We start from the raw sequence: 19,479 nt of genomic DNA on the forward strand, positions 1-19,479 counted from the left end.
CCATGCCGATCGAGCTGACCGCCGAGACCGCCGCCGGCCGGGACCTCGTCCTGACCGCCGAGCGGCTCGCGAAGGACTTCGCCGGACGCGCCGCGGCGCACGATCGTGAGGCCAGCTACCCGTTCGAGAGCATCGACGCGCTGTGGCGGGCGGGGTATCTGGCCGCGCCGGTGCCCGAGGAGCTCGGCGGCCTCGGCGTGGGCTCGATCCACGATCTCGTCGTCGCCTCGGGCCGGCTGGCCCGGGGCGACGCGTCGATCGCGATCGGGGTCAACATGCACCTGGTCGTCGTCGCCGGCCTCGCGCGCCGCTGGCGGATGGCGCGCGCGGCGCGCAACCGGCGCCGCGAGCTGGCCTTCGGCGGCTCGCTGCAGCGGATCGCCTCCGACCGCGTGGTCATCGCGACCGCGATGAGCGAGCCCGGACAGGACCTCACGCGGCCGAGGACCCAGGCCGTCCGGACGGGGGACGGATGGCGCATCGACGGGCACAAGATCTTCTGCACGATGTCGCCGGCCGCGACCGTCCTGCTGACGTCGGTGTGCTTCACCGACGAGACGGGCGTCGAGCGCTACGCCTACGTCGAGATCCCGGCGGCCACGCCGGGCGTGCGCATCAACGACGACTGGGACGCACTGGGCATGCGCGCCTCGGGCAGCCACTCGGTGACGCTGGACGGCGTCGAGCTGCCGGAGTCCGCGGTGCGCGGCGGCTTCCCGGCGGGCGAGCCGGTGCCCTACCTCGAGCGCAACGTCGCCTCGGGGCTCTTCCACGCCTCGGCGTCGCTGGGCATCGCCGAGGCGGCCTTCGTCCGCACCGCCAGTCCCGAGCGCGTCGGTGGCGACGCGCGGGCGCGGATGCTGGTCGCCGAGTCGGCGATCGACCTGGCGACGTCGCGCGCCGCGATCGCGCGGGCCGCGAGGCTCATCGACGATCACGACGCCGGGCATCCGACGGAGGTTGGGACCGACGAGGCGATCACCATGCTGTTCGCCGAGGCGCAGGCCGCCAAGACGTTCGTCAACGAGGCCGCCACGCGGGTCGTCGACCGGGCGCTCGCGCTGTCGGGCGGATCGGGCTATCTGAACGGCTCTCCGCTCGCTCGTGCCTACCGCGACGTGCGCGCGGGCGCGTTCATGCATCCGCTGGGCGCCAACCGCGCCTACGACTTCCTCGCCGACGTGGCGCTCGGCCATGACCACCGGCTGCACTGAGGAGCGGCTGGAGGGGCGGGCCGTTGCGCTGCTCGCGGCGGGAGGGCATCTCCGTCGACCACAACTCGCCTAGGGGGAGAGGGAGGTCGCGCGGCCATGCGGCGAGGCCGCACCACGCGGTTAGGCTCGCGGGGATGGCGGGCGACCTGGAGATCCGGTTCCTGCGGTTCGGCACGGGTCGCGTGCCGTACGCCGTCAGCGGGGGCGGGCCGGGGCTGGTCGCGCCGGCCTGGTGGGTCAGCCACCTCGAGCGCGACTGGCTCGACGGACGGTTCCGCTCGTTCTGGGAGTCGGTCGGCGAGGGTCACACGCTGGTGCGCTACGACGCTCCCGGCGTCGGCATGTCCGACCGCCGGGCCGCACCGGAGGCGTCGACGATCGAGCGTCAGGTCGCGCTGCTGCTGGCCGTGATCGACGAGCTGGCGATGGAGCGGGTCACGCTGATCGGGGGCTCGTCGGGCGGGTGCGCCGCTGTCGCGTGCGCGGCGAGGTTCCCCGAGCGGGTCGATCGCCTTCTGCTGTATGGCGCCTACGCGGATGGATCGGCGATCGCCTCGCCGGCGGCGCGGCAGGCGATCGTCGCCGCGGTGCGCTCCCACTGGGGACTCGGGTCGCGCATGCTGGCCGACATCTTCCTCGGCGACACCGACAGCGCCGAGCAGGAGCGGTTCGCCCGCTTCCAGCAGGCGGCGGCGAGCGCCGAGACGGCGGCGTCCTTGTTGGAGGCGATCTATGGCAACGACGTCCGCGCGGACCTCGAGCGGGTGCGGGCGCCGACGGTCGTCGTGCACCGCCGCGCCGACCGCGCGATCCCCTACGAGCAGGGGCAGGCGCTGGCGGCGGGGATCCCGGGCGCGCGGCTCGTGCCGCTCGACGGGAGCGCGCACTTCCCGTGGATGGGGGACGCGGGATCGGTCGCGCGGGCGCTGCGGTCCGCGCCGTCGCCCCGGGCCGGGGTCGCCCGCGTGGCCGGCGAGCCGCCCGAGGCGCTCTTGTCGGCCCGGGAGCGCGAGGTGCTGGCGCATGTCGCCAATGGGCTGAGCGACCGTGAGATCGCCGGCCAGCTGGTCCTCAGCGAACACACGGTGCACCGCCACGTGGCGAACATCCGCCGCAAGCTCGGGCGTGGGTCGCGGGCCGCGGCGGTCGCCGAGGCCGCGCGGCTGGGGCTGCTGTGAGGCCCTGACCCGAACGGGCCATCCTCGGGAGATGACCCGGGCGGGCGATGTGGCGTGCGCGGGGCGTCCGTACCGTCGCGGTCATGGACGACAACATCATGATGTCGGATGTGTGGGCGCGCGCCTTCGCGCTGGTGTACGACCCGTTCCTGTGGATCGGCGAGCGGGCCGGCGTGCGCGCCCGGCGCAGGGAGCTGCTGAGCCGGGCGCGCGGGCGCACGGTGGAGATCGGGTGCGGCACGGCGCTGAACCTGGCGCACTACCCCGAGGACCTCGACGAGCTGGTGCTGCTCGAGCCCGACGCCGCGATGCGCGCCCGGCTGGCCAGGCGGCTGCGGCGCAGCGGCCGGCCGGCGCAGCTGCTCGACGCGAGCGCGGAGCGGCTGCCCTTCGCCGACGCGTCGGTCGACACGGTGGTCTCGACCTTCGTGCTGTGCACGGTCGACGCCCCCGACGTCGCGCTGCGCGAGATCGCCCGGGTCCTGCGCCCCGACGGTCAGCTGCTCTTCCTCGAGCACGTGCGCTCGGAGTCCCCGGCCCTGGCCTCCTGGCAGGACCGCCTGGCCGGACCCTGGCGCCGCTTCGCCCGAGGGTGCCGATGCAACCGCGCGATCGCGGAGCTGATCGCCGGCTGCGGGCTGGAGCTCGAAGGGGTCGAGCGGGCGTCGTGGCGGGCCATGCCGCCGATCGTGCGCCCGCTGCGGGTGGGGCGGGCGCTGCCGGGTGGGGTCGTCGGCGCCTAGCGCGCGCTCGACGGCGCCGCCGGCTCAGAGCAGCCCGAGGTACTTCTGCAGGAGGGGGCCCAGCTCCTCGGGGCTGTTGAGATGCCCTTCGGCGTACTCGTCGAAGACGGCGTCCCACATCTGCGAGGCGAACGACAGCGACTCGCGCTCGGGGCCCTGGGCGGTCGCGAGCAGCTGGCGGAACTCCCGGGCCGCGTCCTCCCCGATCTCCTGGGCGAGGGCGAACTCCTGGAAGACGTGCGTCCACTGCCCGTGTCCCGTGCCCGAGTCGAAGAACCGGTCCACGATCGGCTTGGGCCTGCGCGCCGCCTCCAGGAACTCCTTTGGGTTCTGGCCGAACACCTCGTTGAACGGCTTGCCGCCGGCCCAGCGCTCCAGCGCCTCCTGCGCGCTGATCTTCTCCTTCTGGGCGAGCTTCAGGAGCTTCACCATCCCGTCCTCGGCGACCTTCGGGCTGCGGACGAGGCGCCAGTTGCGGTCGATCATCCCGAACAGCTTCTTGTTGGTGGGGTACTTCTCCAGGAACTTCGCGCGATCCATCCCGGCCCAGACCTTCGTCCACTCCGGGTTCTCCGCCGTCTTGGCCAGCTGCTGGAGCTCGCTGGAGACCGCCGCCCTCAGCTCCTTCTCGGTCTTGGCCAGCGCCTGCACCGCCGGCACCGCCGGATCGGGGACGCGTGCCCCGGCCTTCGCGTCGCGCTCGGCCGCGTTGACGTCCTCCAGCGCCTTGTCGCCCAGGTGGGCCTCTCCCCGCGCCTTGCCGAGGTCGTTGAGCTCGGCGACCGCGTTCTTGACCGCCTTGGAGTCCGCGCTGGCGCGCACGAGGTTGCGCAGCTCCACGGCCTTGGCGAACACCTTGACGAGCGGCAGGCCGTCGAAGCCCAGCGAGATCAGATCGATCGCGAAGGGCAGCAGCGACGGCTCCACGGTCGACAGCGCCTTGGCCCGGTCCAGCGCCGTGTTGGCGAGGATCTTCTGCTTCTTGTAGCTCTCCCAGTCCTGGACGGCGTAGGCGGCGGAGAGCGAGGCGCTGACCAGGCCGATCCCGACGCCCAGCGACGCTCCGCCGGAGGGGATCAGCGTGGCGAGCACGATCACCGCCAGCAGGCCCTCGGCGATGTAGTGCAGAACGTCCTCGTCCTGCGCCTTGTCCACCAGGTCGTTGACCTTGCCGGCCCGGATCGAGCCCTCGGGCACGAACATGGTCGTCTTGGTCAGCGCGACGACGGGCGGCAGCGACAGGGGGCTGAGCGTGCCGTTGCTGATCCGGGACTGGATGCGCCCGATGTCGGCCAGCTTGTCGAACAGGTTCGTCAGCACCGAGGTCATCTGCTGGTCGGACCCAACCTTGGTGACGTCCAGGTTCTCGAGGTCGGCGTATTCGAGGAGCTCGTGTCCCCCGCGGAAGGCGGCCAGCACGGGATGGACGGCCTCGGCGTGGGCCCACATCTCGGCGAGGTGGTTGCTGGCCTTCTGCCAGGCGTCCCACTCGTTCATGTCGTTGGCGTTCAGGTGCAGCTGCTTGACCACCTTCTGCTGGCGCTTGAGATTCCGCACGTACTGCCCGAGCGAGATCCGCATCTTCCGCGGCCGCGACATCTTCTTCGGGTCGTTGGTGGGGTTCTCCGGGTCCGGTGTCCAGATCGGGTCGTCCTTGGACTGCGTGTCGGCGACCTTGATGACCTCTTCGACCACCTTGTCCACCGGCCGGCCGCGGAGGATCTCGTTGGCCGAGTAGACGGCGGTGGACCGCCGCAGCCCGTAGTCCTCGATGGTGTCCAGGATCTCGGAGGCGCTCCTGCCCAGCATCTGCTGGGCGATGTCCCGGGCCTGCCGCGTGAAGTCGTCGCCGAACTCCTTGGCCTCCTTGCGGAAGAAGTCGAAGTCGGCCTCGAACTCCTTCGGCGCGTGTGTCAGGCCGTCGATCGAGGCCTCCAGCGACCCGGTCTGGCGGATCCCTTCCTCGATCAGCAGCCGGACGGTGCGGCGTCGGGCCGTCAGCTTGTCCGAGGCCATCCGGTAGTCGCCGGTGAGCCCGATGGGCTTCAGGCCACGCTGCGCAGCCACGAACTCGATCGCCTCGAGGCTGCGCTCGTACTGCTTGTGCTTGTCGTCGTTCCACTTGGACGCGTCGGCCAGCAACTCCTCGCGCCGGCGCACGAGGCCCTGCTCGTCCAGCTTCTCCAACTGGTCGATCTCGCCGCCGAGCGCCTTGTTCGGGACGGTCGTCTGACTGGCCCAGGTCGCCTTCGTGGCCGGAGCCGCCGACCGCCGGGCCAGCTGCCGGCGCGCGACGAGCGCCGCGACCTGCCGGTTGCCGGCCTGGTGGTGCAGCCGGAGGAGCGCCGCGGCCGGTGTCCCATGGCGCGGCGCGCGCGGACCGCGTGCCTGGGGCACGTCCTGGTGCGGTTGGCGTTGGCGGCTCTCCCCGATCGGCCGACGATATTGCGGGCTGTGGGACCTGTCCAGGACTCGGAGGTCCAGGCACCCAGCAATGCTCAACAATCAGGTGCGCGTGCGCGACGAGGAGCACCTGCCTGCCGCGATGGCCACGGCGCCACGCACTCCGAGAAGAATCTGCCTCGCGAGCGCTGGGATTGGGAGACTCCGCGGATGTTCCGCACGGTCCGCTGTCTGCCGCTGATGATCTGCCTGCTCGTCCTGGGCTTCGGCGCGGTCCAGGCGGAGGCGGCGGTCGTGGATCTCGGGCCATCGGGAGGGGTCGTCGAGGCGCCGCATCTCGTCGTCGATGCCAATGGGCAGGGCTACACGAGCTGGGTCGGCCAGGACACCGGCGCGACGCTGAACTTCTGCCGGCTGACCGTGCCCACCGCCGCGTGCGCGAACCGGCAGACGTTCTCCTACGCGCCCGGCCCGGGCCTCGACACCGACTCGGGCAACTCGCCGGTGCTGCTGGAGTCCGGGCAGGTCGCGCTGGTCGACGTGCGCTGCTGCCAGGACAGCAACCAGAAGTTCCTGTACGTGTCGCCTGACGGCGGCCAGACGTTCGCGGCGCCGGTCGCGCTGACCGTCGACCACGCCACGGGGATGCCGGGGCGGCTGATCGATGTCCCGTCGGGCGCATTGGCGCCGGGCAGCCCGGAGCAGCTCGTCACCTCCGACGACGGCGCGGTGACGTACGGCGGCTCGATCCAGGCCACTGGGCTGGCTCCGGCGGCGACCGACCCCGGCTGGTTCACACCGCCCAACGACGGCGGGACGCTCAGCGAGAGCGTCGCGCGCCAGGGCTCGACGCTCGTCGTGGTCTACACGCAGGCAACGCGCCCCGACTACCGCGTGTCGTGGACGGCGGACACCGGCGGTGACCCGAACGCCGCGCCCAGCTGGACCGCGCCCCAGGACGTGTCGCCCATGCCGTCGCTGGACAGCGGCGTCCAGCTGGCCGATGGGCCGTCGGGGATCTTCATGATCCGCAGCATCGCCGCGGGCGCCACGGGCGAGAATCTCGGCGTCCAGCGATTCACCGGCACGGGCTGGACGCCTCCGGTGACGGTGTCGACCGCGCCCGCGGGCACGCGGTTCGCGATCACCGAGACGCCGGGCGGCAGCGTCTATGTCATCTACAAGGACCAGCCCAGTGGCAAGTTGCAGTATCGCATCGCGTCTGACCCGATGGCGACGAGGTTCGACGCCCCCATCATGCTCGCGACGGGCTCGAACACCGTCGACTTCCCCGCCATTGCCGTCAACGCGGCCGGCGCCGGCTGGGTGACGTGGACCGACGACGCGAGCACCGCGCACGCGGTCCCGATCACGCCGATCCCCAGGACGACGAACCTGGCGCTCTCGGACGGCAGCACGGTGTCGCTCGGCAGCCCTCGAGGCTGCGTCGCGCCCGGTGCGAAGTTCACCGTGACGCTCGGCTTCAAGCGCTCCAAGCGCAAGGGCGCCGTCTACGTCAAGGTCACGCGGACGGACTTCTCGTTGGCCGGTTCGCCACTGAAGACGGTGTCGCACGCGCCGTTCCGCGCGACCTTCACGCTGCGGGCGACCGCCAGGCGCGGCGCCGTGATTCGCGTGCGCGCGCGGGCCACGATCAAGGTGCACCACGGCAAGCCGCCCAAGAAGTCGATCTACGCCAAGGTGACGGTGTGCGCGTAAGCGGGGTGGTGGCTGTGGGACCCGGCGCACCGGAGGCGCGCACGCGTCAGCCGGCGAACGTGAAGAACGTCCAGCGGTTGCCCTCGGGATCGGCGACGGTGGACTCCCGTGCCGGATCGTCCGCCGCGGCACCTCAGGCGAACACGACCGTCGTGGCGCCGTAGCGCAGCACGCGGTCCTCGCAGTGCCACGCCACGGCACGGGCGAGGACGACCCGTTCGATGTCCGACCCCAGCCGGGCGAGGCGCGCGGCGGAGTGACGGTGGTCGACGCGGATGACGTCCTGCTCGATGATCGGTCCCGCGTCGAGCTCTTCGGTGACGTAGTGCGCCGTGGCCCCGATGAGCTTGACGCCGCGGTCCTTGGCGCGCTGGTGCGGATCGGCGCCGGCGAACGCGGGGAGGAACGAGTGATGGATGTTGATGACGGGGACGCCGACGCGCTCGAGGAAGCCGCCGGTGAGGATCTGCATGTAGCGCGCCAGCACGACCAGGTCGACACGCCCGGCGAGCAGCTCGAGCAGCCGCTGCTCGGCCTCGGCCTTGTGCTCGCGGACGACCGGCACGTGGTGGTAGGGCACCCCGAAGCGATCGACATCGGCCTCCAGGTCGGGGTGATTGGACACCACGAGCTCGGTCCGGGCCTCGAGCTCGCCCCGGCGCTCGCGCCACAGGAGGTCCAGCAGGCAGTGGTCATGGCGCGAGGCGAGGAGGGCGAGGCGCTTAGGGCGTTCGGCCGGCCACATCGTCCAGTCCATCGCGAGGTTCTCGGCGACCTCCGACCCGAACGCGCGCGCGACCGGCTCGAGGTCGACGGCGGCGGGCAGCGCGAACTCCATGCGCATGAAGAACGGGCCGCCGCCCGCGGCGTCCGTGCTGTGCTGGTCGGAGCTGACGATGTTCGCCCCGACGCGGTGCAGGAACTGCGAGACCGCCGCCACGATCCCCGGGCGGTCGCGGCAGGAGATGAGCAGACGCGTCAGCCGCACGACGGAGCCGGGGATCGCGTCCGGATCAGCCCGGGACGACCTGCACCGTCGATCGGGCGGACCGCGCGCGGCCGGTCGCCTCGCGGTCGACCTCGAGCGTCGCGGGATCGAGGACGACGCCGTAGTCGCGCTCGGCGCGCTCGGCGGTGGTCAGCTCGTCCAGGACGTCGGCGCGCACCAGCTCTGGGTCGCGCTGCAGCGGATCGCCGTAGCCCCCGGAGCTCGGCACCTTGATCTCCAGCGTGTCCCCGGCCTTCAACGTGTAGCCGTTGAGCTTGGCCGGCCAGCTCTCCTCGTCCGCCCGCCCGGCATTGCGCGTCAACGACGCGTTGAGGCCCTCATGGCCGCCGAAGATGCCCCACGGCGGGTCGGACTCGTGGCGGTCGCCCTCGCAGCTGACCATCGTGTCGACGAGGAACCGGTTGACGCGGACCATGCCCACGCCGCCGCGCCACTCGCCGGCCGCGCACGCTTCGTCCCGCAACTCGTAGCGCTCGGTCCGCATCGGGAAGCGCCACTCGAGCTCCTCGATCGGGTTGTTGCGCGTGTTGGCGATCAGGCTGTCGACGGCATCCAGCCCGTCGCGACCGGGCCGGCCGCCGTATGAGCCCTCGTCGACCTCGAGGTAGACCCAGTACTCCTTCGTCGCCGCCTCGAACCCGGAGTAGGCGATGAACGTCAGGTGCGCCGAGTTGCCTGCCGTGATCTTCTCCGGGACGACGGGGGCCAGCGCCTTGAGCACGAGGTCGACGGCGCGCTGCACCTGGCAGAACCGCGCGAAGCATGCGCGCGGGAAGTTGGGGTGGAAGATCGAGCCCTCGGGCGCGACCACCTTGACGGGCTTGAGCATGCCCTCGTTCTGGGGCACGTGGACGGGGTAGGTGACCTCGTCGAGGAAGATCATCCGCGTGATGAAGGTCATCGCGGATACGGTCGTGCCTTCGAACGGGCAGTTGTAGCCCGTGGGCACTTCGTCGCTGGAGCCCGTCAGGTCGATGGTCAGCTCGTCGCCCTCGATGATCACCTTGACCTTGACCGGCAGGCGCACGCCGCGGTTGCGACCGTCGTCGTCCAGCCACCCGACGTCGGTCTCGTAGACCCCGTCGGGGACCTTGGCGATCTCCTGGCGGAGCATGAGCTCGGAGTAGTCGATCCAGTGCTGTCCTGCGCCGAGCACCGTGTCGCGGCCGTACCGGCCGAGCAGCTCGAGCATCCGACGGCGGGCCAGCTGGCACGCGGCGATCATCGCCTGGATGTCGCCGCGGTTGTGCGTGGGCGTGCGGGTGTTGCCCAGGACGTGCTCCCACAGCCGCTCCTGCCACACGCCCTTGTCGGCGAGCTTGAGCGCGCGGTACATGCTGCCCTCGGCCCAGTTGTCGACGAGGTCGATCGCGATGCCCGGGTATGCGCCGCCGATGTCGAGCAGGTGCGCCGACGCACCGGAGAACGCCACGAGCTCACCCTCGTGGAAGATGGGGATCACGATCGCCACGTCGGGCGAGTGGGTGGCCCCGAGATACGGGTCGTTGTGCAGGATGATGTCGCCCTCGTGGACGTCGTCGCCCAGGAGCGACAGGATGCCCTTGACGATCTTGGGCATCGCCCCCATGAACATCGGGGTCGAGTCCGACTCGGCGAGCTCGTTGCCGTCGCGGTCGAAGATCCCGGCCCCCAGGTCCTCGGACTCCCGGATGATCGACGAGTAGGACATGCGGTACAGGACGCTGGCCATCTCCTTGGCGATCGAGGAGAACGCGCCGCCGATCACGCGCATGAGCACCGGCGTGTCCAGCGTGGCGACGGCGGCCGAGGCCTCCTGCGTGCGCCGGCAGTCGATCACGATGTTGCCGTGGCGGTCGACCTCGGCCACCAGGCCGGGCGGCACGACCGTCGTCGTGTCGTACTGCTCGATGATCGCCGGGCCCTCGAGCCGGTCGGACGCCCGCAGCCCGCTGCGCTCGTAGAACCTGGTCTCCAGGGCGGTCGGCCGCCCGCCCACGTCGAAGACGACGTCGCGCGTGACGGTGAGCGCCCGTTGCGGGTCGCCGTCACCCTGCTCCACCTCGGTGGGGCGCAGGTGCTCCGTGCGGCCGATCGCCACGATGCGGATGTTGATGATCTCGATCTCGGATTCGAACCGATGACCGTACTCGGCCTCGTGCGCGCGGTGGAACGCCTCCTCGGTGGCCCGCGCCCACGACGGGTCGATCGTGCCCGCGGGCACCTCGAAGCGCACCTCGTAGCCCTGCCCCGAGTAGCGGCAGTCGGCCAGGCGCAGCACGGCCCGCCGGTCCTCCGGGATCTCGTCGGCCGCCAGCTGCGCCAGCGCCTCGCCGGCGAGCTCCTCGTAGCGGACCTGCAGGCGCTCGTGCTGCAGCGTGGCGAGCCGGTGGCGCTCGGTCGCGACGAACTCGTGCTGCGCGTCGGTCGTCAGCAGGCCGGCGGCGGCGATGGTCCCGGGGTTGGGCGGGACCAGCACCCGCGGGATCTCGAGCTCGAGCGCGATGTCGCAGGCGAACAGCGGCCCCGCCCCGCCTGCGGCGACCAGCGTGAAGTCCGTCGGGTCATAGCCACGGCGGACCGAGTTGAGCTCGATCGACTGCGTCATCCCGAACTTCTGGATCTGCAGCGCGCCGAGCGCGGTCGCCTCGACGCTCTGTCCGAGCTCGTCCGCCAGCGGCGCCAGCGCCGTGCGGGCGAGGTCGACGTCGAGCTCCATCTTGCCGCCCAGCAGGCCGCGGTCGGGGCGCAGCCGGCCCAGGACCACCTGCGCGTCGCTCGAGGTGGGCTGGGTGCCGCCGCGGCCGTAGCAGGCGGGCCCGGGGTCGGCGCCTGCCGACTGCGGCCCGACACGGAAGACCCCGCCGGCGTCGACGTAGGCGATGCTGCCGCCGCCGGCACCGATGGTGTCGATGTCCACCATCGGCACCATCGCCTGGTAGTCGCCGATCTTGGTGTCCAGGAGGTGGCGCATCCTGACGACGCCGTCGGCGGCGACGCCGATGTCGGCCGAGGTGCCCCCGATGTCCAGCGTCACGACGGAGTCAAAGCCCGAGGTCCTGCCGGCCCAGATCCCGCCGAGCAGGCCGGCGACCGGTCCCGACATGAGGAGGTTGACCGGCTTCTGCGCAGCGGCCTCGACCGTCGCCATGCCGCCGGAGGACTGCATGAGCTGGATGCCGTGCCTGAAGCCGGCCTCGCGCATGGAGTCGCCGAAGCGCGCGATGTAGCGCGACACCTTGGGTCCCACGTAGGCGTTGAGGCAGACCGTCGAGAACCGCTCGAACTCGCGATAGAGCGGCAGCACCTCGTGCGAGACCGACAGGTAGACGCCCGGGTACTCGTCGAGCACGATCTCCTTGATCCGCTGCTCGTGGGCCGGGTTGACGTAGGAGTGCAGCAGGCAGACCGCGATCGCCTCGACGCCGGCGTCCCGCAGCCGGCGGACCTGGCGCCGGACCGCGTCCTCGTCCAACGGCACGAGGACATCGCCGTCGGGCACCGTGACCCGCTCGGGCACGGTCAGCCGGTTGCGTCGCCGGACCAGCGGGCGCGACTGCCACGGCAGCTCCTGCTGCAGCGAGAAGTTGAAGGGCTTCTTGTGCCGGGCGATGTGCAGGATGTCCCGGAAGCCCTCGGTCGTGAGCATCCCGACCTCCGCACCGGTGTGCGTCAGCGCGATGTTCGTCGCGACCGTCGTGCCGTGCAGGATGCTGTCGATCTCCGAGAGGTCGACGCCCGCCTTGGCGCAGAGCTGGCCGATCCCCTCGACGACCCCGCGGGAGGGGTCGTCGGGCGTCGAGGGCAGCTTGTCGACGACGACGCTCCCCTGCTCCTCGTCGACCAGCACGAGGTCCGTGAACGTCCCACCGACGTCGACTCCGATGCGCTTCATTGGCGGCTCGCCCTCTCAGTCATCCGGTGCTCAGCGCACGGGATGGATCGCGTTGACCCTCGGGACGATGTCGCTGCCCACGCGCTCCATCTGCGCGGCCTCGCCGTTGAGGTAGGCGCAGGAGATCTCCTGCACGCCGAGGTCCCCGAGCTCGCGGATCCGCGCGAGGCACTTCTCCGCGTCGCCGGCGATCGCGAAGTCGTCGATCAGCTCGCCGGTGAGATACCCGGCGTGGTCGGCCGAGGAGTCCAGGTGACCCGCGAAGTAGTCGTAGTCGTCGCGGGCCTTGAGCAGGCGCAGGACCTCCTCGGGCATGTCCAGGTCCGGGTTGAACCGCACGGCGTCGGCGAGGTGGTTGGCGCAGGCCGCGGGCGCCCAGCGGCAGCGGTCCCACGCCTCCTGCTGGTCGTCGGAGACCCACATCGCGCACAGCAGCGAGATCTCGACCTCGGCCGGGTCGCGCCCGGCCTCCTCGGCGCCCTGGCGGACCTTGTCGATCGCCCAGGCCACGCCGGCCGGGCTGGTGCCGACGTAGAGCATCACGATGTCGGCCAGCGCACCGGCCAGGCTGAGGTTCTTGGGCCCGGTCGCCGCCATCATGATCGGGACCTCCCGGCCGCCCTCCGCCCAGCGCAGATGGGTCATCCCGCCGCCCGGCACCTGGACCTCCTCGCCGGCCATGAGCGCCCGCACGAGCGGGACGGCGGCAGCGAGGTCCTTCGTCTTGACCGGCTTGAGCCCAAGGGTGCGGACCCCGCTGTCCCCCCGGCCGAGACCGAGGATCACCCGGCCCGGCCAGATCTCGGCCAGCGTGGCGTTCGCGCTCGCCGCGATCGAGAAGTGGCGCGTGAGCGTGTTCGTCACCGCCGTGCCGAACGTCAGGCTCCGCGTGCTCGCCAGCCCCTGGGCCATGTACACGTAGACGTCCTGCCAGAGCATCTGGCTGTCGATGAGCCAGGCCCGGTCGTACCCCGCCTCGTCGGCCTTGCGGACCGACTCGAGGTAGGTGGGGAAGTCCTCGGGCTTGAAGTGTGCGCCGATCTTCACGGACGTGCCCTCAGGTCACGGCCGGGGCCGTCATGGCCTGCAGCTGGGCGGTCATGTCGGCCAGCGCGGAGACCTGGCACCACCCGACACGCATCATCTCGATGGCGGGGTCGTGCAGGTGCGGCATGGTCGTGCCCGTGGCCTCCTCGACGACGATCGTCTTGAAGTCGCGGAAGTTGGAGTCCTTGGACGTGGCCGCCACGCACTGGTTGGTCAGCACGCCGCCGTACAGGACCGTCTCGGCGTGCAGGCCCCGCAGGATGAGCTCGAGGTCGGTGAGGTAGAAGCCGCTCAGCCGGCTCTTGTGGCAGAGGAAGTCGCCGTCCTCGAAGCCGTCGGCGCGCAGCTCCTCGCAGATCTCATAGCCCCAGGTGTCCTGGCGCAGGCCGCCGTCGCGCAGGAAGGGCCGCAGCGTGGGGAACGTCCCCGCGGTCTCCTCGCGGAACCCGTGCCGGGTCCAGACGACCGGCACACCGGCGGCGCGGGCTGCGGCCACGAGCTCACGCGTCGGCTCGATGACGCGGCGCATGTGCGAGATGTCGACCCCGCTCGTGGCGTACCAGCCCTCCGGATGCAGGAAGTCGTTCTGGAGATCGATGAGGACGAGGGCGGTATGGCCGGGGACCAGGTCCCAGGTCGCCTCACCGTACGGGGTGGTGCTCATGCGTCAGGTCCTTTCCAGTCCAGCGTGGTCGGTCATGGCCGAAGTCAAGTCGTGCTGCGTTAACCCGGGGGAAATCGGGGCAGGGGCGCGGTGGTGGCGGCGGATCGGTGGCTCCTCGGAGACGACGGCGCGGCATCGCACGCCGAGCACCTCGACCTCGAGCTCTGTGCCCGGCACGGTGTGCTCGACGGGGAGGTAGGCGAGCGCGAGCGCCGTCCCCATCACATGCCCGTAGCCGCCGGCGTCGACCGACCCGATGACCTCGCCGTCGCAGAACACCGGCTCGAAGGCGTGCGGGTCGGCGTCGTCGGCGTCGACAAGCAGCGCGCACATTCGCCGGGCCACGCCCGCGGCGGCCGAGGCGGCGAGCGCGTCACGACCGATGAAGTCCTTGTCCAGATCCACGAAGCGCTCCATGCCCGACTCCAGCGGCGAGAACTGCGGGGACATGTCGGCGCCCCACAGCCGAAAGGCCATCTCCAGGCGCATGGACTCCAGCGCGTGGTAGCCGAAGTCGATGAGGCCGAGGTCCGACCCGGCGTCGTGGACCACCTGGTACAGGTAGCGCTGGTACTCGATGTCGTGGTGCAGCTCGAAGCCCAGCTCGCCGACGTAGGACAGGCGCATGAGACGCACCGGCGCCATCCCGATGAACAGCTCGCGGGCCGAGAAGAACGGGAACGCGTCGTTGGACAGGTCGGACTCGGTGATGCGGGAGAGCAGCTCCCGTGAGCGTGGCCCGGCGATCGTCAGGACGCCGCGCCGCGCGGTCTGGTTCTCGACGCGGACGCCCTCGGCGGGCGCATGGGTCGTGATCCACTCGAGGTCGTGCGTCTCGGTCGCGGCGGCCGACACGATGTAGAACCGGTCGCCGGAGAGCCGCGTGACCGTGATGTCGCACTCCACCCCGCCTCGCTCGTTGCACGCCTGGGTCAGCGCGATGCGTCCCGCCTCGGCCGGCAGGCGGTTGGCGCAGAGCCGGTCGAGGAACGGCTCGGCACCCGGCCCCGAGACCTCGAACTTCGCAAAGCTCGACTGGTCGAGCACGCCCACCGCCGAGCGCACGGCGTGGCATTCTCGACCGACCTGGTCGTGCCAGGACGGGCGCCGGAAGCTGTAGTCCACCTCCGGCCCGCCGGGCTCCGGCTCGAAGTACAGGGGCCGCTCCCAGCCGAAGCGCTCTCCGAAGACCGCGCCGTTGGCCTTGAGGAGGTCGTGGATCGGCGTCGTCTTCAGGCCGCGGGCCGCCGGCAGCTCCTCGTGGGGGTAGTGGATCGCGTACTCGCGCGTGTAGACCTGCCGGGCCTTCTCGACGACGTAGGCCGTCGATCGCGCGTACTCGCCGAACCGGCGTGCGTCGAGCGCCCAGAGATCCTCGCTCGGGCGACCGTCGACGAGCCACTCGGCGGCCAGTCGCCCTGCGCCGCCGCCGAACACGATCCCGAAGATGGAGAACCCGCACAACGCGAACAGGTCGCGCCCGCCCGGGATCGGACCCATCAGGCAGCGGCCGTCGGGGGTGTAGCCGTCGGGCCCGTTGATCACGCGCTTGAGCCCGATCTCGTCGAACCCGGGGATGCGGCGCGCGACGCCGTGCAGCACCTCCTCGAGCTGGTCGATGTTGCCCGGCAGCAGGCGGCCGTGGAACCCCTCGGGGATGCCGTCCAGCGCCCAGGTCAGCGCGTTGCGCTCGAACGGCCCGATGAGCAGCGAGTCGATCTCCTGACGGACGTAGAACGACTCCTGCGGGTCGCGCAGGACCGGCAGCTCGGTGGCACGCTCGCGCAGCCCGGGCATCGCCTCGGTGACGACGTACTGGTGCTGCAGCGGTCGGATCGGGAGGTCGACGCCAGCGAGCAGGCCGACCTGACGGGACCACTGCCCGGCGGCGATGACCACGCGGTCGGCTTCGACCGCGCCGCGCGTGGTCTCGACGTGCCAGCCGCCGCCCGACCGCGGGCTCATGGAGATGACCGTGGTGTGCCGGCGGATCTGCGCGCCGGCGTCGGTGGCGGCCGCGGCGAACGCCTGGGTCACCGAGCTCGGATCGACGTGGCCGTCGGTCGGCAGGTGCGCGGCCGCCAGGATCCCGTGCGGCGAGACGAGCGGGAAGAGCTCGAGGACGCGGTCGGCGTCGATGATCTCCAGCGGCAGGCCGACATGGTCGGCGATCCCCTTGACGTGCAGGAGGTCGTCGACGCGGTCGGAATCGGTGGCCAGGCGGATGCTCCCGCTGGCGTGGAAGTCGACGGGCTGGCCGGTCGCCTGCTCGAGTCCGGAGTAGATCTCGACGCTGGACTTCAGGAGCCGCATCAGGCTGCGGTTCCCGTTGTACTGGGTGCAGAGGCCCGCGGCGTGCCACGTCGAGCCGCTCGTCAGCTCGTTCTGCTCGATCAGCAGGGTGTCGGTGCAGCCGAGACGGGCGAGGTGGTAGAGCAGGCTGCAGCCGGCGATCCCACCACCCACGATGGCGACACGCGTGCGGACGGCGGCTCCGGCGTCAGACATGGGACAAGGCAACCGGCTGCTGCGTTAACCCGGGCGAAACCGCCACATGCCCGCCCGGTCGGGTCCGGGTCGGAATATGCTCGCGGGGGTTGCCCGATCGGAGCAGACGCCGAGCCATCGTTGGACCCCCGAGCCCGAATCCTCCAGAGCAAGATCACGGTCCCGACGGCGCCCGAGCGGTTCGTCCGCAGGCCACGGTTGGGGCGGCTGATCGCCGCCCTCACGGCGCGGCACCGGATCGTCATGGTCACGGCGACCGCGGGGGCGGGCAAGACCACGGCGGTCGTCGAGGCGCTCCAGACGACGACCGTGCCGGTCGCGTGGCTGACGCTCGAGAGCACCGACAGCGCGCCGGGCCGGCTGCTGACCTACCTGGAGGCCGCGATCGCCCGCGAGCGGCCCGAGGTGGGCGGCGCCGTGGCGGATGCGCTGGCCGCCGGCATCACGCACGTCGAGGCCGCCGGTCTGCTCGCCGAGGCGCTCGGCGACGCGCCTCTGACCGTCGTCGTCGACGAGGTCGACCGGATCACCGATGCGCCCGACGCACTGGCGGTGCTGGCGGGCTTCGCCCGCCACGCCGCGCCCGCCGCTCGCATCGTGCTCGTCGGCCGGCACGATCTGCGCCTCGACGTGACCGACCATGTGGCCGGCGCCGTGCGCGAGGAGGACCTCGCCTTCACCGTCGAGGAGGCGGGGGAGGCCCTTGCGCAGCTCGGGCGCACCGACGTCGACCCCGACCGCGCGGTCGCGGTGACCTGCGGATGGGTGACCGGCGTGCTGTTCGAGGCCTGGGGCGCCGCCGACCATGTCATCGGGACCGGTGGCGAGCAGGATCCGCTCAACGGCTACCTGGCCCTGCAGATCATGGGCCGGCTCGTCGAGCCCGACCGCGACTTCCTGATCGGGACGGCCGTCTTGGATCGCGTGACGGCCGAGCGCGCGCAGGCGCTGGGGCAGCCGGCGGGCGCCGAGCGGCTGGCGTCGCTGCGGCGCGCGCACATCCCGGTCTCATGGGATGACGGCGGCCGCGCGATGCGCTGCCACACGCGCTTCCGCGAGTACCTGCTGGAGTGCCTGGACCGCCGCGGCGACACGGCTGCGCAGCGCCGAGCCCTCGGGCTGCTGCTGACCGGCGAGGGCCATCACGAGGAGGCGGTCGAGGAGCTGCTGGCCGCCGAGGCGCTCGACGACGCCCGAGCCTGCGCCGAGCGGGCGATCGAGCGGGTGATGGAGCGCCTCGACGTCGACGTCGCCGAGCGGTGGTTCGCCCGCCTCGGGCCGCATGCGGCCGCCGGCACGGGTGCGCTGACCACGGCGGAGCTCATGGTCGCGGTGGGCCAGGAGCAGTACGCGAGGGGCGCACGGATCGCCGATCGGCTCAGGGATCTGGGTGAGCGTGAGCGCCTGGCCGCCGCCTCGGGCCGCGCGGCGGCGACGATGGCCTGGAGCTACTTCCACGTCGGGCGCCTGGACGAAGCGCGCGCGGTGCTGCGCCAGGACACGACCGACCCGGACGTCGCGGCCGCGCGATACCTGCTCGGCCTCGCCGACGCGGGTCCTTCGCCGGATCCGCCGCCGCGGCTGAGCGGCGGCCCCCTCGACGCCCTGGTCATGCGGGTGCACTCGGTGCGGGGCCATCTCGCGCTGCTGCGCGACACACCGGACTCGCGCTGGGCCGAGGCGGTCCTGGCACCTTGGCGGATCTCCGCACTGCGCGCCACGGGTCACACCGCCCAGGCGTACCAGCTGTACCGCTCCGCGCACGACGGCGGCTCGCCCGAGGGCGGCCTGCACGCCATCGTCGCCGTGGAGATCCTGATCGACCTCGGGCGCCGCGAGGAGGCCCTCGAGGCGCTGCGACGTGGTCGCGAGATCATCGCCCGCAGCGGATCGCTCATCTTCGACATGCAGAGCCGCATCGTCGAGGCCAAACTCCACCTGCAGCTCGACGAGGACGCACAGGCCGCCCGGGAGATCCTCGAGGAGGTCCGCAGCCGGCCGGCGTTCGACCGCTACCGCTACGTCGGCGAGATGGCCGACACGTGGTACGGACTTGCTCTCCTGCGCCTCGGCGAGAACGTCACCGCTCGTGCGTGCCTGGAGCGCGCGACGGAGTCCATGCGCCGGGCCGACCGGATCATGGACCTGCCGCGGGCGGCGGTCTACCTGGCCGAGGCGGCGTGGCGCTGCGATGACGAGGACCGGGCGGACTCGGCCGCCGACGCGGCCCTGGAGGCCGCCGACCGCCAGGGGTCGCGCCATCTGCTGCTCCAGGCGCTCACGGACTTCCCGGCCGTGGCGTCGCGCCGAATCGACGCCGAGGCCGACCCCAGCTCGGCGTGGCGCGAGATCGGGCGGTCGCTGCGCGCGCAGGGCGTCGCGGTCCCTGCGGCGATGGAGACGGTCGTGGAGCTGCGCGAGTTCGGCGACGCCGCCGTCGTCATCGACGGCGACGAGGTCCACCCCGGGTTGAGCAAGTCGCTCGAGGTGCTCGCCTACCTGGCCGCCCACGGCGGCGCGGCGTCGCGCGACGAGCTCCTCGAGGCCCTCTTCGAGGGCCGCACAGATCCCTCGGCGCGCGCCTACCTGCGTCAGGCGGCCCACCGGTTGCGCCAGGCGCTCGACGACCGCGTCGGCCCGGATCTCGTCGATGGCCGCATCCAGCTCGCCGACTCGGTGCGGGTGAGCAGCGAGTCGGTGCGCTACGAGGCCATGCTGGCCGAGGCCGCACGCTTCTCCGGTGAGGAGCGCCTGACCTGCACGCTGCAGGCCCTCGAGCTCGCCGGCCGTGGCCGGTACCTGCAGGCGGTCCGCCCCTCCGCCTGGACCGAGGCCCGCCGCGAACACCTCGACGAGGTCACGGCGGACGCCGCGGCGGAGGCCGCCGAGCTGGCGTTCGCGCTCGGACGCTACGACGTCGCCGGCCGCCTGGCCGACCGCGTGCTCGACATCGATCCGTTCCGCGAGGTCGCATGGCGGGTCCGGATGCAGATCGCCAATGCGCTCGGCGACGACGACGCCGTCATGGGCATCTACCTGCGTTGCCAACGGTCGCTGGGGGAGGTCGGGGCCGAGCCGTCGGCGTCGACGCGCCTGCTGCGCGATCGGCTGCGTCGCTGA

At 71.9% G+C, this 19,479-nt stretch carries 11 protein-coding genes; 5 read left to right on the forward strand and 6 right to left on the reverse strand.

The genetic code is table 11. The features are described 5' to 3' along the window. The first annotated feature begins 2 nt into the window (after positions 1–2). The 3 genes from FSW04_RS06510 to FSW04_RS06520 all read left to right on the forward strand — a co-directional run bounded on the left by FSW04_RS06510 (position 3) and on the right by FSW04_RS06520 (position 3,135). Complete coding sequence (locus FSW04_RS06510) at positions 3–1,214, forward strand: acyl-CoA dehydrogenase family protein (protein ID WP_146917539.1); 1,212 nt, start codon at positions 3–5, stop codon at positions 1,212–1,214. Between the two features lie 134 nt (positions 1,215–1,348). Further along, positions 1,349–2,392, forward strand: a complete 1,044-nt coding sequence (locus FSW04_RS06515) for an alpha/beta fold hydrolase (RefSeq protein WP_146917541.1) — start codon at positions 1,349–1,351, stop codon at positions 2,390–2,392. Positions 2,393–2,475: 83 nt separating this feature from the next. After that, positions 2,476–3,135 (forward strand): class I SAM-dependent methyltransferase, encoded by a 660-nt coding sequence (locus tag FSW04_RS06520; protein WP_146917544.1) that lies wholly within the window; start codon positions 2,476–2,478, stop codon positions 3,133–3,135. Positions 3,136–3,159: 24 nt separating this feature from the next. On the opposite strand, the gene FSW04_RS06525 is transcribed toward FSW04_RS06520, so the two are convergent. Further along, on the reverse strand, positions 3,160–5,532 hold the full coding sequence (locus FSW04_RS06525) for a hypothetical protein (RefSeq protein ID WP_146917546.1): 2,373 nt from the start codon (positions 5,530–5,532) through the stop codon (positions 3,160–3,162). 57 nt (positions 5,533–5,589) lie between these two features. Between FSW04_RS06525 and FSW04_RS06530 the strand changes: the two genes are divergently transcribed. After that, positions 5,590–7,257 carry a sialidase family protein gene (locus FSW04_RS06530; protein ID WP_146917548.1) on the forward strand — a complete coding sequence of 556 codons (1,668 nt, stop codon included), beginning with the start codon at positions 5,590–5,592 and terminating at the stop codon, positions 7,255–7,257. A gap of 133 nt (positions 7,258–7,390) precedes the next feature. Here FSW04_RS06530 and purU read toward each other — a convergent pair whose 3' ends face one another. From purU to FSW04_RS06555, 5 genes are read right to left on the reverse strand one after another with little or no spacing between them, the layout of a single operon-like run. Next, positions 7,391–8,239 carry a formyltetrahydrofolate deformylase gene (gene purU / locus FSW04_RS06535; RefSeq protein ID WP_146923538.1) on the reverse strand — a complete coding sequence of 283 codons (849 nt, stop codon included), beginning with the start codon at positions 8,237–8,239 and terminating at the stop codon, positions 7,391–7,393. 31 nt (positions 8,240–8,270) lie between these two features. After that, the gene (locus FSW04_RS06540; RefSeq protein WP_146917550.1) at positions 8,271–12,140 is read right to left on the reverse strand and encodes a hydantoinase B/oxoprolinase family protein; all 3,870 of its coding nucleotides are present in this window, start codon (positions 12,138–12,140) and stop codon (positions 8,271–8,273) included. A gap of 30 nt (positions 12,141–12,170) precedes the next feature. After that, entirely contained in the window at positions 12,171–13,187 is a 1,017-nt protein-coding gene (locus FSW04_RS06545) for an LLM class flavin-dependent oxidoreductase (protein ID WP_146917552.1), read from the reverse strand. Positions 13,188–13,197: 10 nt separating this feature from the next. Further along, the gene (locus tag FSW04_RS06550; RefSeq protein WP_146917554.1) at positions 13,198–13,851 is read right to left on the reverse strand and encodes a cysteine hydrolase family protein; all 654 of its coding nucleotides are present in this window, start codon (positions 13,849–13,851) and stop codon (positions 13,198–13,200) included. A 3-nt stretch (positions 13,852–13,854) separates the two neighbouring features. Beyond that, on the reverse strand, positions 13,855–16,359 hold the full coding sequence (locus FSW04_RS06555) for a GcvT family protein (RefSeq protein WP_146917556.1): 2,505 nt from the start codon (positions 16,357–16,359) through the stop codon (positions 13,855–13,857). On the opposite strand from FSW04_RS06555, the gene FSW04_RS06560 reads away from it, so the two are divergent. Then, positions 16,279–19,479, forward strand: coding sequence for a BTAD domain-containing putative transcriptional regulator (locus FSW04_RS06560; protein ID WP_146917559.1), 3,201 nt, complete (start codon positions 16,279–16,281; stop codon positions 19,477–19,479). The genes FSW04_RS06555 and FSW04_RS06560 overlap by 81 nt on opposite strands.

The sequence above is a fragment of the Baekduia soli genome (assembly GCF_007970665.1).
GTDB lineage: Bacteria > Actinomycetota > Thermoleophilia > Solirubrobacterales > Solirubrobacteraceae > Baekduia > Baekduia soli.

Coding starts and splice junctions, on each gene's coding strand:
- FSW04_RS06510 (WP_146917539.1), top strand. CDS start 3: ATGCCGATCGAGCTGACCGCCGAGACCGCCGCCGGCCGGGACCTCGTC.
- FSW04_RS06515 (WP_146917541.1), top strand. CDS start 1,349: ATGGCGGGCGACCTGGAGATCCGGTTCCTGCGGTTCGGCACGGGTCGC.
- FSW04_RS06555 (WP_146917556.1), bottom strand. CDS start 16,359: ATGTCTGACGCCGGAGCCGCCGTCCGCACGCGTGTCGCCATCGTGGGT.
- FSW04_RS06550 (WP_146917554.1), bottom strand. CDS start 13,851: ATGAGCACCACCCCGTACGGTGAGGCGACCTGGGACCTGGTCCCCGGC.
- FSW04_RS06520 (WP_146917544.1), top strand. CDS start 2,476: ATGGACGACAACATCATGATGTCGGATGTGTGGGCGCGCGCCTTCGCG.
- FSW04_RS06540 (WP_146917550.1), bottom strand. CDS start 12,140: ATGAAGCGCATCGGAGTCGACGTCGGTGGGACGTTCACGGACCTCGTG.